At 36.2% G+C, this 17,521-nt stretch carries 12 protein-coding genes; 4 read left to right on the top strand and 8 right to left on the bottom strand.

The features are described 5' to 3' along the window. Positions 1-43: 43 nt before the first annotated feature. Complete coding sequence (locus OZP08_RS08510) at positions 44-3,853, top strand: T9SS type B sorting domain-containing protein (protein WP_281323478.1); 3,810 nt, start codon at positions 44-46, stop codon at positions 3,851-3,853. Positions 3,854-3,906: 53 nt separating this feature from the next. Here OZP08_RS08510 and OZP08_RS08505 read toward each other — a convergent pair whose 3' ends face one another. The 4 genes from OZP08_RS08505 to OZP08_RS08490 form a co-directional block, all read right to left on the bottom strand. Continuing rightward, complete coding sequence (locus OZP08_RS08505) at positions 3,907-4,035, bottom strand: hypothetical protein (RefSeq protein ID WP_281323477.1); 129 nt, start codon at positions 4,033-4,035, stop codon at positions 3,907-3,909. A gap of 139 nt (positions 4,036-4,174) precedes the next feature. Beyond that, entirely contained in the window at positions 4,175-4,723 is a 549-nt protein-coding gene (locus tag OZP08_RS08500) for a hypothetical protein (protein ID WP_281323476.1), read from the bottom strand. A gap of 61 nt (positions 4,724-4,784) precedes the next feature. Then, on the bottom strand, positions 4,785-5,825 hold the full coding sequence (locus tag OZP08_RS08495; RefSeq protein WP_281323475.1) for a phage exclusion protein Lit family protein: 1,041 nt from the start codon (positions 5,823-5,825) through the stop codon (positions 4,785-4,787). 82 nt (positions 5,826-5,907) lie between these two features. Further along, on the bottom strand, positions 5,908-6,156 hold the full coding sequence (locus OZP08_RS08490; RefSeq protein WP_268849192.1) for a helix-turn-helix domain-containing protein: 249 nt from the start codon (positions 6,154-6,156) through the stop codon (positions 5,908-5,910). Between the two features lie 626 nt (positions 6,157-6,782). Here OZP08_RS08490 and OZP08_RS08485 point away from each other — a divergent pair. The 3 genes from OZP08_RS08485 to OZP08_RS08475 are packed head-to-tail and all read left to right on the top strand — an operon-like array spanning position 6,783 to position 13,850. Continuing rightward, positions 6,783-9,806, top strand: a complete 3,024-nt coding sequence (locus OZP08_RS08485; protein ID WP_281323474.1) for a SusC/RagA family TonB-linked outer membrane protein — start codon at positions 6,783-6,785, stop codon at positions 9,804-9,806. 17 nt (positions 9,807-9,823) lie between these two features. Beyond that, the gene (locus OZP08_RS08480) at positions 9,824-11,257 is read left to right on the top strand and encodes a RagB/SusD family nutrient uptake outer membrane protein (protein WP_349293470.1); all 1,434 of its coding nucleotides are present in this window, start codon (positions 9,824-9,826) and stop codon (positions 11,255-11,257) included. Continuing rightward, entirely contained in the window at positions 11,244-13,850 is a 2,607-nt protein-coding gene (locus OZP08_RS08475) for a S9 family peptidase (protein WP_281323473.1), read from the top strand. The genes OZP08_RS08480 and OZP08_RS08475 overlap by 14 nt, the downstream gene beginning before the upstream one ends. 77 nt (positions 13,851-13,927) lie before the next feature. Here OZP08_RS08475 and OZP08_RS08470 read toward each other — a convergent pair whose 3' ends face one another. The 4 genes from OZP08_RS08470 to OZP08_RS08455 form a co-directional block, all read right to left on the bottom strand. Next, entirely contained in the window at positions 13,928-14,194 is a 267-nt protein-coding gene (locus OZP08_RS08470; RefSeq protein WP_268849188.1) for a DUF6520 family protein, read from the bottom strand. 92 nt (positions 14,195-14,286) lie between these two features. Beyond that, positions 14,287-15,798, bottom strand: coding sequence for a MauE/DoxX family redox-associated membrane protein (locus OZP08_RS08465; protein WP_268849187.1), 1,512 nt, complete (start codon positions 15,796-15,798; stop codon positions 14,287-14,289). A 128-nt stretch (positions 15,799-15,926) separates the two neighbouring features. Continuing rightward, positions 15,927-16,796, bottom strand: a complete 870-nt coding sequence (locus OZP08_RS08460; RefSeq protein WP_268849186.1) for a helix-turn-helix domain-containing protein — start codon at positions 16,794-16,796, stop codon at positions 15,927-15,929. A gap of 96 nt (positions 16,797-16,892) precedes the next feature. Beyond that, entirely contained in the window at positions 16,893-17,264 is a 372-nt protein-coding gene (locus OZP08_RS08455) for a DUF7793 family protein (protein WP_281323472.1), read from the bottom strand. Between the last annotated feature and the right edge of the window lie 257 nt (positions 17,265-17,521).

The raw sequence follows: 17,521 nt of genomic DNA, 5'->3' as shown, positions 1-17,521 counted from the left end.
TTCACGATATATTGCATAGTTTTGTGGTTATATTCTTTCAAAAATGAAATTTAAATTAGGATTCCTATTTCTTTTAGTATCATTAACGGCTTTCTCCCAAGGGGAAGCTAATATCTGGTATTTCGGGAATCATGCCGGATTGGATTTTAACAGTGGCAGTCCGGTTGCATTAACAAATGGCCAATTGAATACAGATGAAGGTTGTGCTACATTATCAAATGCTGCAGGACAGTTATTGTTTTACACCGATGGCGTTACAGTGTACAACAAAAACCATCAGATTATGCTCAACGGAACTGGATTGATGGGGCATAGCTCAACAGAACAATCAGCAACTATAGTCCCTAAACCAGGCTCTTCCACATTATTTTATGTTTTCACAGTAGATTATGAAGGGCATGCTAACGGATTAAGGTATTCTATCATCGACCTAACTTTAGATGGAGGTCTGGGGGCAATTACTTCAGATAAAAACATACCTATTTATACTCCGACATTAGAAGGTTTGGGAGTGACAAAGCACGCTAATGGTATTGATTTTCTGATTGTAATACATGGTTTTAATACTAATGAATTTAGAACATATTCACTAACTTCAGCAGGATTAAATCTAACACCAGTAATTTCTAATGTAGGTCAGGTTGTTTCAGGTTCAGGATTCGATGCTGCTGCAAATATTAAAATAGCACCAAGCGGTTCTAAACTAGTTTTAACAAGTGTTACAGATTTTGTCCAACTTTTCGATTTTAATAATAATACAGGATTAGTATCTAATGCTCAAACATTATTATCAGAGCCTTGGGAATTATATGGAGCCCAATTTTCTCCAAATGAATCAGTTTTGTACATTACAAATGCTTTTCATAAGGTTTATCAATTTGATTTGTTAGCCTCCAATATATCTGCCTCTAAATTGGAATTATATAACGGAACTTTATTTCCAGGTCAATTGCAATTGGGTCCTGATGGAAAGATTTACTTGGCAATATATAATCAAACTAAATTAAGTGTGATTAATAACCCTGACATTGTTGGATTAGGCTGTAATTTTCAGCTAAATTCGATAGACTTAGGAGGGAAAATTAGTGAGGGAGGCCTGCCTTCTTTTAATCAATCTTTTTTTTTCAACCCAACTATTCAATTTGATAATGCTTGTGTAGGACAAAACACTCAATTTGCATTAAATACGAACCAAACGGTAATAAGTGCTACATGGGATTTTGGAGACAGTACACCTACAAGTAATAATATTATCGCCAATCACACTTACAGTACAGCTGGAACTTATACTGTTACAGTCACAGCAACAAGCCCCAACGGGATGAATACCAAAACCCGTGATATTATCGTTTCGGAAGTCCCAACAGCAACACAGCCACAAGATCTTAAAATATGCGATAACAATAATGACGGCTTATATGCTTTTGATCTGACCACGCAAAATGCGTCGATCCTAAACGGTCAGACTTCAAGTCAGTACACGATTAGATATTTTGCCAATACTAATGATTACAATAACAATGTAGCCATTGCCACTCCTGTAAATTATACAAATGCTACGGCCTATCAGTCGCAAACCATCATTGTGGAAGTGTCTAACAATGCTAATGGAGATTGTAAAGCGACAACAACATTTGCTATTGGTGTCTTTGATTCGCCAAAACCTAATACTCAGGCAAATATTCCTGCTTTAACTACTTGTGACAATACAACAGTTGGTACTGATAATGACGGACGTGTTATTTTTGATTTGACCCAAAGAGCGGTCGCTATTTTGAACGGTCAATCGGCGGCGCAATTTTCCATTACGTATTATCGTGATGCGGCTTTAACAAACCAAATACTCACGCCAGCTAATTATTCGAATACCAATTCTATAGAAACGATTTACGCCAAAGTGATTAATAATGCGAATGCTAGTTGCATGGCAACTACTTCGTTTGGGATTCAGGTTTTTTCATTGCCGGTTATAACAGTGATTGTCGATTTGAAACAATGCGATGATAATATCGATGGTTTTAGTGTTTTCAATCTTACGGAAGCCAACAGCAAGATTTCCACTAATTATGCCAATGAAACGTTTACTTATTTTAAAACGCTTTCAAACGCTCAAAACAATGTCAATCCAATTTCAAATTTTACAGCCTATACCAATCAAATTGTGAGTAATGATGTGATTTTTGTAAAAGTGAGCAATGTCAATGGCTGTTATCGTATCGCCCAATTGAACCTAATTGTTTCTACCACACAAATTCCGCCGAATTTTACTAGAACATTTACGCAATGTGATGATGCAGTTTTAGGAACGAATACTGATGGTATTACTTCATTCGATTTTAGCAGTGTTACAACTCAGATACAAAATATTTTTCCGGCTGGACAGCAATTGATTATTACCTATTATAGAAACCTGGCTGATGCTTTGGCTGAAAATAATGCGATTACGGATACTTCCAATTATCGAAATATTGGTTATCCCGACACACAAAATATCTACATTCGTGTAGATAGTGCACTTAATAATGATTGTTTAGGATTAGGACAGCATATTACTCTGAATGTAGAGCGTATTCCTATTGTCTTGCCACAAGAATTAAAACATTGCGATGACGATCAGGACGGACAATATGCTTTTGATACTTCCAATATACAGACGAATTTACTCAATGGTTTAACAAATGTAAACGTCACGTATTTTGATCAAAATAATGTTCCATTACCAAGCCCGTTGCCAAATCCTTTTGTTTCTGCTACTCAAATCATTAAAGCAGTAGTAACAAATAATACAGCAACCGGCTGCAATTACCAGACCATCATCAAATTTATAGTCGATGATTTACCGGAAGCTTCCCCCCTACCAACTAGTTTAACTTCTGTTTGCGATGATGAAGCTAATCCTGCACAACAGAACGGACAGTTTGCATTTGATACGTCAACGTTTCAATCTATCATTCTCAATGGTCAAATAGGCATGATTGTGAAATATTACGATCAGAATAATAATGCATTACCAAGCCCATTGCCAAATCCTTTTGTGACGGCAACCCAAAATGTAAGGGTTGAAGTAATTAATCCAATAAATACAAACTGTAATGCTTCTTTTGTAATTCCTTTTGTTGTAAAGCCAGTACCTAATATTAGTTTGATTGGAGATGAATTGGTGTGTAACGAACAAACCATCACTAAAACCTTAGATGCAGGGATTCTGAATGGTACACCTACGACATATTATACCTATGTATGGAAATTAAACGGGACTATTTTGGTTGGAGAAATCAATCCGACATTAACCATAAATACGGCTGGAATTTATACTGTGGAAGTTTTCAATAACCAAGGTTGTTCGAGAACGAGAACGATTACTGTCGTTGCTTCAGACGTGGCGACTATCATGAATGTACAAGTTTCGGATTTATCCAACCATAATTCTATTGTAGTTACTGTTTCAGGGCTAGGAAATTATGTATATAGTTTGGATAATGTTACTTTTCAGGCATCCAATACGTTTACAAATGTTGAGGCTGGAATCTATACAGTTTATGTGAAAGATTTGAATGGTTGTGGTATTGCAGAAAAAGAAATCAGTGTGTTAGGAATACCAAGTTTTTTCACACCGAATGGAGATGGATATAATGACTACTGGAATATTAAAGGAGCGAACAACAAATTAAGTACTATTACAACAATAGATATATTTGATCGTTTTGGAAAATTGATCAAACAAATTAGCCCATCAACTCAAGGATGGGATGGCAAATTCAATGGTCAGTTATTACCGGCAACTGATTACTGGTATTCAATTGCTTTAGGGGATGGAAGGATTATAAAAGGCCATTTTGCATTAAAAAGATAGGCTCTATTAATTTGACAATCGAATTCTGTAGGTAGTTTTTCACTCAGTCAAAGCTAATCTCTTTGTATGATACTCTCTTTAATTTTACAATCTTTTGCTGTCTCAAATTTTCCAACCGGATTAAGCAAAAGCATCATTAGTTTTGTATTTAATTCAACTTTGTCGTTTCCTATATCATCCATTTGCTCATCAATTTTAATCCCTAAAGCATTAGTAACTTTTCCTTGCAAGTTCACAACCGAATAGAATCGCTATGCGCAAATTGCGTTAATCTTGTTAAGAATATAATCTGGGGATTTTAGTATAAGACGTTAAAAACATTTATTTTTGGATTATTAAAAATCCAATTAATGCAATCAAAAATATTGAAATCATTAAAAAAAGTTTACATAAATGAAAAGCCTTCATTCTTTCGTCATTTATTACTCTATTGTTAGAAGAAGTGTTAATGTAACAATCTAGTAAATATTTATCAAAGCCAATTTGAACCTTACCTATTTCTCTATTTTTCAGCTCTTTAGTTTCAAATCTATTAGAATTTATAAATTCAAGCTCTTTTTTTTGCAAATCTGAAGAAATAGGTAAATACTGATATTTATAAAATGCATTAAGATACATTTTCATTAAATACATAATCGAAAACGCTAGCATACCTCCTAATATAGCAAAAAGAGATCTTATTAGTAGTAATTTATCTAAACTAGTATGATGATGGTTTAAATAATGCTTTTGAAATAAGAATAATCCAACACCAATTAATATAACAATTAAATTCATTGGAAGACCTACTTGGGAATCAATATAGATTTTTGTTTTAAGTTCTTCAGCGTATATTTCTTTATATAATTCAATATTAATTTTCTTTTTCATTTTTCGCTTATTTCTTCAATCCTTCAAATAGCTTAGAGCATAAAGAACTCACTCTATTAAATTATGTTTTTTTTATTTTATTCATTTCTGAAAGGATTTCATAAAACATCTCGCTATAGTTTTCAGAAGTTTTTGATGTTTCAAAGTCAATTTTAAAATAATTGCCCCATAATCTAAATGCTAATGATGCCATACCCCATTGTAAATCTAAATCCTTTAAATTAAGCTTTTCCATAACATTTCTAATTCTATTATCAGCATCCGGGTATGTACCTCCTTTATAAAGTTTTGGACTTAGAAATAATAATGCACACATACCAGCTACTGCTCCATGTTTTAATGTAGGAATTAAGTCTTTATTTTGGCAACTTAAAACTTGTTCTAATGCAAAATTGTCTGCATCCAATTCTTCCTGAAGTGATTGGGCCGCCGTGGCCGGATTATATGTTACATGATTAAAATAATTATGTCCAACTTCATGACTCAATATAAAAAACATAGCGGAAGTAAATAAAGAATTAGCTCTTTCGACGTAGTAAGTATATTTACAATCAAATTCTTCAGGGTTTGGTATTGATTTATCCCAATCGCTATAATTATCCCTTAAGGACATACCATACTTAAACACAGCGATAGCGGCGTTTACTTGTTTATTTTTTTTATCTATTAAACCAGTGTAATTTCCTTTTAAATGTGGCTTTTGAATAATTTCATCAAATGTGACAAGCAGGGCATAACAAATGCACCATAGGTAGGAATTAAAAGTTTCATAAGTGCTAATTTGCCTTGCGGAACTTATACTTGCAGCATTAACGCTCGCAACGTGCAGGATTTTTTGTTTATCAATATGATATTTTATTCCTCTTTGTAAACCATTATTTTGAATTTCATTTAATAATGTTTTATAAAATTCCGGAGAGACTATTTCCAGCCAATAAGTTATATTGTGCTGTAAAACTCTTATTGGTAAATCACCCACATGACTTTCTGGATTATAAAATGTTTTTTTATTCAAAATGAATTTATTAAAACAACATTTTACAAAATTCTTTTGCTCCAAAAAATAAACTTTAATTAGAACAATTTTATGATTTATATTCATTAATTAAAAGTTTTTTAAAATTTCTTTACGGCTTTCCTCATTAGCAAAAAAGTTATAAAAAAATAAGATGCTGACTGGCATCTTATTTATGAGTATCTATATTTTTTAAATCGAAATTTAATAATTCTTTCGGGTGGATTTCGAGCCCTTGCGCTACCTTCAAAAAAGTTCTAAAAGTAATATTTGTTTTACCTAACTCTATTTTATTAAAATCACTAGTGTCAATTCCTGTGTGAAACTCCATATCTTCTAATGTGAATTTTCGCGCTTCTCTTTCACTTTTTACACTCTTACCAAATTCTTTTAAAAACTCTTCAATTGTAGTACTCATAAATATTCAAAATTTGAAAGACAAGTTGGTACTATTTGAAATAAATCTTTTGGGGGTATATCCCCAAATCAAAAATATTTTTTATATTTGCTTATAATCCAATATTTGGATTGTATTTTTGCGATTCTTCATATAAAATATTTGAAGCATTCGCTTTGAATCTCGCTCTTGAAAACTGGTAATTTTTGCAACGAGATGATAAGTTAAGATGCTCACGCTTTATGGCGTGGGCTCACTTATTGTTGCATGGGTATACCAGTACCTCAAGAGCAGTAAGCTGAGTTCCATGCCATTTTTTTTGACTCTATTCCAGATTTTTTCAGCTTTATTCTTAGCACACTTCATTATTTCATAGTCTCGCAATTAGTTATTACCTAACCCATAAACTTGATTGCCAATGAAGTAAAAAAGATTAAAGCCCTATTTAATGCCTGCGCTATCCTATTTTCATTTTGAGTTAGTCATTCTACAGTTGCAGGCTTTAAAAAAATGCAAAATTAGTCATGGTTTCAGTATGCTTCCTAATTGAAACTAGACAAAAAAAAGGCCCTCTATCTCATGTCGCTAAACTAGTATAAAGGACCAGAATTAATAAAACTAACGTCTTATAAAACTAACCCAATATTATGAAAACTTTTTCATTAAATAAAGGGTTGGCGGCACTTTGGTATCCGCTCATTTTCAGCTTCTACCTTTTCTGTACGCCAGCCTTAGCACGGAACACCTTGCAGTTTTCCGTTTCGCAACAGCAAACCATAACAGGAACCATTACTGATGGAACTACACCTTTGTCAGGTGTCACTATAAAATTAAAAGGGACTACAACCTCCGTAGTTTCTGACTTCGATGGGAAATATTCTATCAAGGCACAAACAAACGATGTTCTGATTTTTTCCTATCTGGGATATAAAACAATTGAAATTCTTGTGGGAAACCACAAGAATATAGATGTCAAAATGATGGATGACACCACCACGCTCAGGGAAGTAACCGTAAACGCTGGTTATTATTCCGTCAAGGAAAAAGAACGTACGGGAAGCATTGCAAAAATCACCTCCAAGGAAATAGAAAAACAACCAGTCAACAATGTATTGGCTACTATGCAAGGACGCATGGCTGGAGTGAACATCACGCAAAATACAGGAATGCCCGGCGGTGGCTTTAATATCGAAATCCGCGGACAGAACAGCCTTCGTTTGGACGGCAACAATCCTTTATATATTATTGACGGTGTTCCTTATTCCTCACAGGATATCGGCAGCGGCTATACTTCGGGCAACATACCGGGTCAGAACAATCCGTTTAACAGTATCAACCCCGGAGATATTGCCAACATTGAAGTACTGAAAGATGCAGATGCCACTGCAATTTATGGCTCACGTGGAGCCAATGGTGTGGTACTGATTACCACTAAAAAAGGGAAAGAAGGCAAAACAGCATTTACCACCACCTATTCTAATGGATTTGGTCAGGTTGTCCACTTTATGAATCTGATGAAAACTCCTGTGTATCTCGCTATGCGAAGAGAAGCCTTTGTCAATGATGGTGTTACAACTTATCCAGCAGATGCTTATGATGTCAATGGCACTTGGGATCAAACCCGAAATACAGACTGGCAGAAAGAAATTATTGGGGGTACCGCGACTTATACCAATGTTCAGTCTTCACTATCCGGAGGTTCGGCGCAAACCCAATTCCTTCTGAGTGGAAATTACAATAAGGAAACTACAGTCTTTCGCGGAGATTTTGACTATATCAAAGCCAATGGACATCTAAGTGTTAACCACGAATCAGAAAATAAAAAATTCAAAATCAACTTTACCACGGGGTATACCGCGCAGTTCAATACCCTGCCCTCTATTGACCTTACACGTGATGCGCTTACTTTGGTACCCAATGCTCCGACATTATATGATGCTTCTGGCAACCTGAATTGGGAGAATAACACTTTCGATAACCCACTGGCTAAATTGCAGGGAGGAATAAAAGGAGAAACTTATGACTTTTTAGCCAATACATTGTTGTCATATGAGCTGGGTTTAGGATTTATCGCGAAAGCCAGTTTAGGCTATACTGATCTCAGACAGGAACAACTTAATCTATTGCCCTCCACGATATACAATCCGGCTTATGGACTCGGCAGTGAAGTTTCTTCCGTATTTACAAATACCTTGGGCCGTAGTTCATGGATTATAGAGCCACAATTGGGCTGGAACCATACCATAGGCAAAGGAAAAATTGAAGTTTTGGCGGGAAGCACTTTCCAAAAGCAAAAAGGCAATCAATTGGTCAGTGTATCAGAAGGCTTTGCCAGTAACAGCCTGATGGAAAATCCTGCTTCTGCGGCATTCTATTTGATTTTAAACAGTGATGAAACCGTATACAAATACCAAGCCTTTTTTGGAAGGGTTAACCTCAACTGGCACAGCAAATACCTTCTGAATCTGACTGGCAGACGTGATGGATCAAGCCGTTTTGGACCCGGCAGGCAGTTCGCCACCTTTGGCGCTATCGGTGCAGCATGGGTATTTGGTGAAGAAGATTTCATAAAAGAAAAGATGCCCTTTTTCAGCTTTGGGAAATTACGTGCCAGCTATGGAACCAGCGGTAACGACCAAATTGGGGATTATCAGTATTTAGATACCTATAGTACTTCGGGTTATACCTATCAGGGCATTGGCGGGATACAGCCCACAAGGCTTTTTAATCCTGATTTTGGCTGGGAAACCAATAGAAAATTAGAACTGGCACTGGAGACAGGATTCCTAAACGACCGCATATTTTCTACCGTGGCTTGGTTCCAAAACCGCTCTTCCAATCAATTGGTGGGTATTCCTCTTCCGGGTACCACTGGATTTAGCTCCTTGCAGGCTAATCTGGATGCAGAGGTACAAAACAGCGGACTGGAGGTGAGTCTAAAAACCGTGAATATCAAACAAAAGAACTTCAGCTGGACCACAAACTTTAACCTAACAAGCACTAAAAATAAACTGTTGTCTTTTCCGGGACTCGAAGCCTCGTCCTATAAAAACCAATACGTTATCGGGCAGCCTGTGAATATCGTTAAGGTGTATCATTACACCGGACTGGATGCCAATACTGGCGTTTATCAATTTGAAGATGTCAATAGTGATGGCATTCTTTCAGCCGCTGATGATAAAAAGACAATCAAAGACCTGAGCCCGAAATACTACGGAGGATTGCAAAACCAATTCCGCTATGGTAATGTACAGCTGGATTTTCTTTTCCAATTTGTCAAGCAGTTGAATTTTAATGAAAACTACAGAACATCAATGCCTGGTACCATGGTTAATCAACCCGCTGGGGTAATCCAGCATTGGCAAAATCCGGGCGATGCAGGTCCTTACCAAGCCTATAGTGATAGTAATGCAACTCTGAGAGCTGCCAGTACGCGCTTTTCCCAAAGTGATGCCGCCATCAGCGATGCCTCGTATATCCGTTTAAAAAACGTTTCGCTTTCTTTCGATTTGCCGCACAACTGGACAAAGAAGCTTACCTGTAAACTGAGCCTGCAAGGCCAGAACATATTCACGATCACTTCTTATAAAGGGATTGATCCGGAATTTCGATCCTCGGGGTATTTACCGCCTCTGCGTGTTTATACCACCTGTATCCAACTTACTTTTTAATCTTAAAGAATCATATCATGAAAAAATATAATCCTTTCTGCTTATACCATTGGAGCCAGCAGAAAAAACTTATACACGTAATCTCCTTATTGCTTTTAATGGGGATGGTATCGGGTCTTTTGACGGCCTGTGATAATTTTACGGACGTGGATCTGCCCTCTTCACAGTTAACTGCTACCGATGTATTTGAAAATAGAGCCACAGCTAATGCGGCTATGGTTGATATCTATTCCAAAATCAGGGATCATGGACTCCTTACAGGTTATCCGTCGGGGCTTTCGAGCCAACTGGGTTTATACGCCGATGAATTGAAGTTTTATGGTCTTTCGGGTACCGGTCAGGCTAATTTTTACAATAATGCATTACTGGCTTCTGATTCAGAAATGAGCGAGTTATGGAACAGTAGTTACAATCAGATTTATGCTGCCAATGCTGTGGTGGAAGGCGTAGCAAAATCAACTGGGCTTTCAGCTGTTGATAAGTCCCAATTAACGGGGGAAGCACTTTTTGTGAGAGCGTTAATACATTTTTATCTGGTCAATACTTTTGGTCCGGTTCCCTATATCACCACTACTGACTACAGGCAAAATAGTGTGGTACATCGCATGTCCGAAACTGAGGTTTATATCCAGATTAAAACGGATATGCAGCAGGCAGCAGCCTTACTTCCTGCTGAGTATATCGGAAACGAGCGCGTACGTCCCAACAAATGGGCAGCACAGGCTATGCTGGCAAGGATATGCCTGTATCTGCAACAGTGGGATGAAGCTTCTAATGCGGCTTCAGCTGTTTTGAACCAATCGGGATTGTATATATGGCCAACAGGACTTGACGGAGTATTTGGCAAAGAGAGCCTTTCTACTGTTTGGCAGCTGATGCCAGCCGTTACGGGAGCCAATACCTACGAAGGGGGAACTTTTATTTTCACTCAGGGACCACCGCCATCACTGGCTATTAGTGCGGGACTTCTTGGAGCCTTCAGCAGTAATGACCTTCGTCGTGGCCAATGGCTTAAAAGCGTTACGGATGGTACTACAACTTGGTATCATGCCAACAAATACAAGGAAGCTTCCAATACAGGTTCTTCAGTGGAATATTCTATTGTGCTCAGAATGGCAGAGCAATACCTAATTCGTGCAGAAGCCCGTGCTCATAGCGGTGATTTAATTGGCGCTAAGGAAGACTTGAACAAAACACGAAATCTGGCAGGGATTGGTGATACAACCGCTATCACAACGGATGAAATCATTGAGGCTGTATTGGAAGAACGCCGTCTTGAATTTTTTACCGAATTCGGACACCGTTTCTTTGATTTGAAAAGAACAGGAAAACTAGACCAGATGTTATCGCCTTTGAAACCTCAATGGGGAACAACTGACCGTTTGCTGCCAATTCCTGAATCAGAACTTTTGCTTAACCCTAATCTTTCTCCACAAAATGCAGGCTATTAAATCATATAAACCCTTTGTTGCTGGTCTTACCGGTTTCATTTTTTGGTTAGTTACCTGTCCCCAATTGTGGGGACAGGATAACCAAAAGCGTTTCCTGACCAAAGAAGAATATTCCCTGTGGAGTAAACTAGTAGCACGAAAACTTTCTAATAATGGTGACTGGGCAAGTTATTTACTGTTATATGAATCCAAGAAAGACACCTTGTTTGTAAAGAGTACCAAAAACAATGTGACTTATTATTTTCCAAATGCCAAAGACGGAGAATTTAATGGGGAATCAGAGTTTGCCTGTATTGCCCGCGATACACTACTACTTCAAAATTTAAGCACTGGGAACCTTAATAAAACTCCTAATGTGTATGATTTTGCTTTTTCATCCAATGAGCATTTTTTGGCTGTACTTATAAAACAAGCCCAAGAGAAATATACACTGGAAATTAAGGACGCTACAGGTAAAGTCCAGGAGCGAATTTCCGATGTGAGTCAATGGTATTTTGAGCCCAAACATACTGGAGTTGTGTACGCCACGGCATCTGGGGAAAACCACAGTATCGGCTTTATAAATCTAGAGAATCCAATCATAAAAAAGATGATTCTCTCTGATAGCAAATCTGATTTCCAAAGCTTAATATGGAAAAACAATACTATTGCTTTTTTACAAAATACAAAAGACAATCTGTTGCTTTTACATTACAATATCAAAAAGGACAGGCTCAGAAAATTTGATCCCATAAGCCAGAAAGGCTTTCCTTTAGATATGAAAATCTCAGCGGAACTCTACAATAGTCTAATGGTATCGGATGATGGAAATCGTATTTTTTTCTGGCTTAAAGAAAATGAAGAAAGGCTTCATACTATTGACCCCGATGCCGTTCAGATATGGAATACCCAAGACAGGCTGCTCTTTGACCATAAGAAATATATTGGAGAGATTAGCCTACTGGATAAGATGGCGGTTTGGTCGCTAAAAGAAAATAAATTTTTACAAATCACAGACAGACAATTGCCTCGTGGATTTCTAACCGCTGACTATACCCATGCTCTTATTTATGATCCCATTGCTTATGAGCCACAAAATAATTTTGAGGGACCTTTTGATTTGTATATTGTTGATTTGCAAACCGGAAAAAGAAAATGCATTCTGGAGCAATATACCTCTGATCAGATACCAATTCCGTCAACTGATGGTAACTATTTGTCTTACGCAAAAGAAGGTCATTGGTGGATCTATGACATTAAAAAAGATACACATACTCACATCACTTTAGAATCGTCAGAATCTTTTTTTAAGGAAAATCAGGACATGCCTGTCGAAGCAAGTCCTTATGGGATTGGAGGCTGGACTGCGGACGGTTCAATTATTCTTTACGATAAGTATGACCTTTGGCAGATTCCTTGGGATGGCTCCGTAAAAAAAAGATTGACTCATGGAAGGGAAATACAAAAAACATATCGAATTAAGGATTTTTCCGAATTTCGATTAAATGATATTGAAGCTAAAAAAGCAACACTGGATTTGAACAGCGGTTTTATATTGGAAACAAAAGATAAAAAAACAGGTGCATCAGGTTTCAGCAAATGGACGTTAAGCGGCGGAATATCGGACATGGTATGGGAAAACAAAAAAATAAGCCAGCTCAGCAAAGCTAGGAATGTTGATTCGTATATGTACATTGAACAGAGTTATGAGTTATCACCGAGGCTTATGATGTATGACGGCCGACCAAAACAAATCGTAGAGACCAATAAACAGCAGCAACATTTCTATTGGGGTAAAGCCGAGGCGATTGAGTATACAGCCTGCGGAAAAAATTTACAAGGCATTTTATACTACCCAGCCGGATATAATAAGGAAACTAAATACCCAATGATTGTGCATATCTACGAGCGGCAGTTCCAATATTTTAATGATTATGAGAATCCTAGTCTTTATTCCAGTGATGGTTTTAACACAAGTCATTTTACCCAGCAGGGCTATTTTGTTCTGCTTCCGGATATGGGATTTGAAATAGGCAATTTAGCAGATTCAACCAAAAAAAGTGTACTGGCTGCTGTAGATATAGTCCTAAAAAAAGCTTCTATTGATCCGAAAAAAGTGGGACTCAATGGCCATTCCTTCGGAGGTTACGAAACGGACCTGATTATCACACAAACGGATCGCTTTGCCACCGCTGTTTCTGGTGCTGCATGGACGGATCTTATAAGCAGTTATTTGTATGTTGGAGGCACTTTTAAACGTCCTGACTTTTACCGAGCTGAACACGATCAGCTTCGTATCGGGAAATCTCTTTTTGAGGATACAGAAAGCTATTTAAAAAACTCTCCGGTATTGCAGGCTGCCAATGTAACTACTCCCTTATTGGGATGGACTGGTGAAGATGACAGACACATTCATTCCCTACAAAGTATGGAATTTTATATGGCACTCCGTCGATTAGGTAAAACACATACTTTACTGGTTTATCCAGAAGAAGGGCATAATTTAGAACAAAGAAAAAACCAAAAGGACCTTACCAAGCGTATCGGACAATGGTTTGATTATTACCTTAAAAATGGTAAGCAGCAACAGTGGATGAAAAATAATTTTAAATAATTAAAATATTTTATTCCTTTCATAAATATAGCCGCCTAATTGCTTAGGCGGCTACATCTTTTATGCTACAACTTTAACTATTGTACATCTCTTTTAAGAGGTGTAAGACAAGTAGAAGCAGGTCTCGCAAAAAGCTGGCTACCATCGGGAGCCGTACAGTTAAAACTTCCTGTATTGGAGCATTCTTGTACAGCCACACAGCTGTTAGGATTAGCGATGTGCTTGTAGCCCATGATAGCTACAGGTTTTCCGCTTTTATCCATTGCACTTGTGCTAGCAGCACCAGCCAATCCCAGTGCAACCACCGCCATTGGCAAAACGATTTTGAAAATTTTAGTTTTCATAATAATAGGAATTTATGGTTATTGATCTACTCTTTTTTACAGGTTTTCGATCTAGTCCCTGCTATTTTGGCCAAATAGATTTTTGTAACTTATTATTTATAATTGGAGGTAATCCTTTTGTCTAGATTATACTCAATGATATGATTACCGATAAGGGCATATAATTTATCATTTTGAACAAAAAAACTTTTCAGTTTCTTTCCATCAATATTATAGATACAAAAGCTAAACAGGTAACTGTTTTTGGATAAATCATATACATCAATAATACTTGCTTCTTTCCACATTTGATCCTCTTCATATCTCCCTGGAATAGCGGAATTCACAAAGAGCAAATTGTTATAAGCTGTACTATTTTTATTTACAAATAATGGAGGTTTGGAAAACTTTCTCTGATGATGGCTCTTAACTTTAACGATGCTTAATTTGGCATGAGAAATTGTGTCAATTGTATTTCCTCTGAAGTCAATTTTTAAACTAGTATCAGCAACAGTAAATTGGTTGCGATAAGCGTACAGATAGATGATTCTTTTTAAACCGTTACTATATAGTAGTTGTCCGTCGGTATCAAAAACACCATCAAATTGTTTTTGCAAAATTTCAGGATTTAAAATCGTCTTGGCATTGTCATTAAAATGAATGACACCCAGTACACCTTCTCCATTTTTCGAACTATAGGTACATACTGCTATTGCTGTAGAATCAATGGCTTCTGCTGTTGTAAAATATTCTCCTCCTTTTTTTATTAATTTAGCTTTCCAGTCCTTAACACTGCCTCGATATACGCAAGGTACCGTGCCGTCAATAGCAAAAAAATAAGGTGCCTGCACAATGACTTTCATTCCTTTAAAAGGTAAATCTTTTTGATTTAAATCAATTAGTTTCTTTTCAATTTGAACCAATTTATCGTTCAACACTGTAATTAGTAATGGTGCTGTAGTATTTCCAAGATATATATGCTCTTTATTTCCTCCAGCAATATAATAGGAATTCAATTTTAGATCAGTATTAGCAAATGTATGAATCGGGGTATGAGGAAATCGTCTGGTTAACTTATTATGATAGTGTATAATATTCTCTGACATCAGAAATAGTGCTATCACTAATACAATGACACATATAGTAATACCAAAAAATAATGCAAATATTGTTCTTAATCTTAGTTTATTTCCGGTAATTCTATTGTTGGAAAAGTGAAAAAATATTGCCAATACAGCTAAGATAACAAAGAAGATATTGAAAATTAAATGTTGATTCCAATTGAGTTTTTCTAAAACACCTCCGCACGAACACGGTACAAAAGAAGTATAGTGAAGAATTATAAAAATATAGACAGTAAACATTCCCATTAATCCATAAGCTGCAAATAGCCCAACTAGACGGAGTTTAGGAACCAATATCAGTACACAAATTAGGTATTCAATAGCAGGAACCAATATAGAAATCCAATCGGTAAAGGCGCTTAAGAGTGGAGATTGTCCCAGTTGCACCTGAAAATTTTCAAAATCAAATAATTTGCTTGTTGCGGCATAAACAAATAGTAAAATGTAAAGCATACAAACAGCTTCTATAAAAATGGACTTATGACGTAGGCTAAATTTCATTGTAGGTTAATTGAAGATTTGTGATGTAAATTTCTACAAAACAAATAATTAACCCTTGTCAATTCAGGATAATCTTATGCCAAAAACGGACAACCAAGGCCATTTCTAATATTAGTTGGGTACTTTTATTATTTCTGTGAACTTTTAATCCTTGCTTTAAGTTCGTTAGGAGCATAATCGAATTTTTTCTTAAAAGATTTTGAAAAATTTGCATAGGTTGAAAAACCACTTCGGTATGCTATCTCTTTTAGAGGTAAAGAGGTTTGTTCTATTAAAAGGTGAGCGCTTTGAAGTCTCTGTTCATTATAAAACTGATAGATACTTGTTTTAAATAATTCCCTAAACCCGCGTTTTAATTTGAATTCATTAATGTTAAAAATTTGTGATAATTCCCTTAACGAAGGCAATGAGGTATCCAAATGTCCAATGATATAATCGTAAACATTCTGAATCAACTGCGCTTCAGTAGAGCGAATTGTATTGATAGGAAATTCCTGTAGTACCTCTGAGAAGGATTTATAAATCTCTTTATTTTCTTTAATTGAAGTTGTGACTGAACAGACAAAAATCTCATCACGTCCCACTAAAGGTGAAATAAAACAAAGACTAGGAACCAACAATTGCTCAGATGTGAAATAAACTAATTGTAGTGCAGTAGTATAAAAGGGATCCAAACGCAGTTTTTCTTTATAGTCAACCAATAACATTTCTGACTCCTCAGAAAGTACACTGTTATAATTATGGCCGATAATTTGGTCATAGTTGCATTGAAGCATATTTGGTATCTGTGGACTGAAACTTTTTATGATAAACTCGCTATCGAGAATAAAAATAGCAGACATTAGGTATTTATACGTAGATTTTGGATTGATGTATCCACTATGGAAGATCACCTCCTTCATTTCCTCTGCTAACATATTTACCAAGACCAATAATCCTTCAAGATCATCGTTCTCCTTGGTACGCGGAATGGAGTACGTAAAATTACCTACTGACATTTCCAGGAGCATATGGCATATATTCCTTATTCGTTGTTGATCTATTTCTCTTTCCATATAATAGAAATTGAAGAATAACTACAGAGATTTTATGAATTATTTAAAGGTCTTTAAAAATTCTACAGCCTTTAATTTTTCTGTAAAGACTTGGACAGGAACTTCACATGTATATCTTTTGAGATAAAAAGATGCTATGATTGCTGATACTCCGGGATTGACCAAGATAGCTGTGGCTTTAGTAAGAACAAAACCGTACTGGGCCAAATGGTCACGGCCTGACTTGTCAGAATCTATTACGTTTCTCATATCTAAAATTAAAGGATAGATTTTATCTTCTTGTACCTGCATTCTCTTTGCAACAATACTTTGGGCAGCTATAAGATCAATAGTTGTTTCAGGTCTATATTCTAATGATAGAATACCATCGCTGATAGACAAAATAAAAAAATCATTTTCATAAAAAATCATACTTTACGGTATTCTGTTTCACGATGCAAATTAGGGAGAAATTAAAAAAAAAGACTTGCTAAAATACAGCTAAGTTGTATCATTTTCAATCATTTTGATTTAATGAATTAGCAAAAAAAGCAACAAGAAAGTGAATGTTTATAGTTAAAAGGGCGTCAATAAAAGCCTTCTCCTGCCAAATTATGCCACAGATATATCTTATATAATACATATCTTTATTTTTACTCTTGCTTTTTAATAAAGTAAATTTAAAATCC

It is taken from the genome of Flavobacterium aestivum (assembly GCF_026870175.2).
Taxonomy (GTDB): domain Bacteria; phylum Bacteroidota; class Bacteroidia; order Flavobacteriales; family Flavobacteriaceae; genus Flavobacterium; species Flavobacterium aestivum.
The sequence above is the reverse complement of the archived record's forward strand: the minus strand, read 5'-3'. Positions and strand labels throughout refer to the sequence as shown.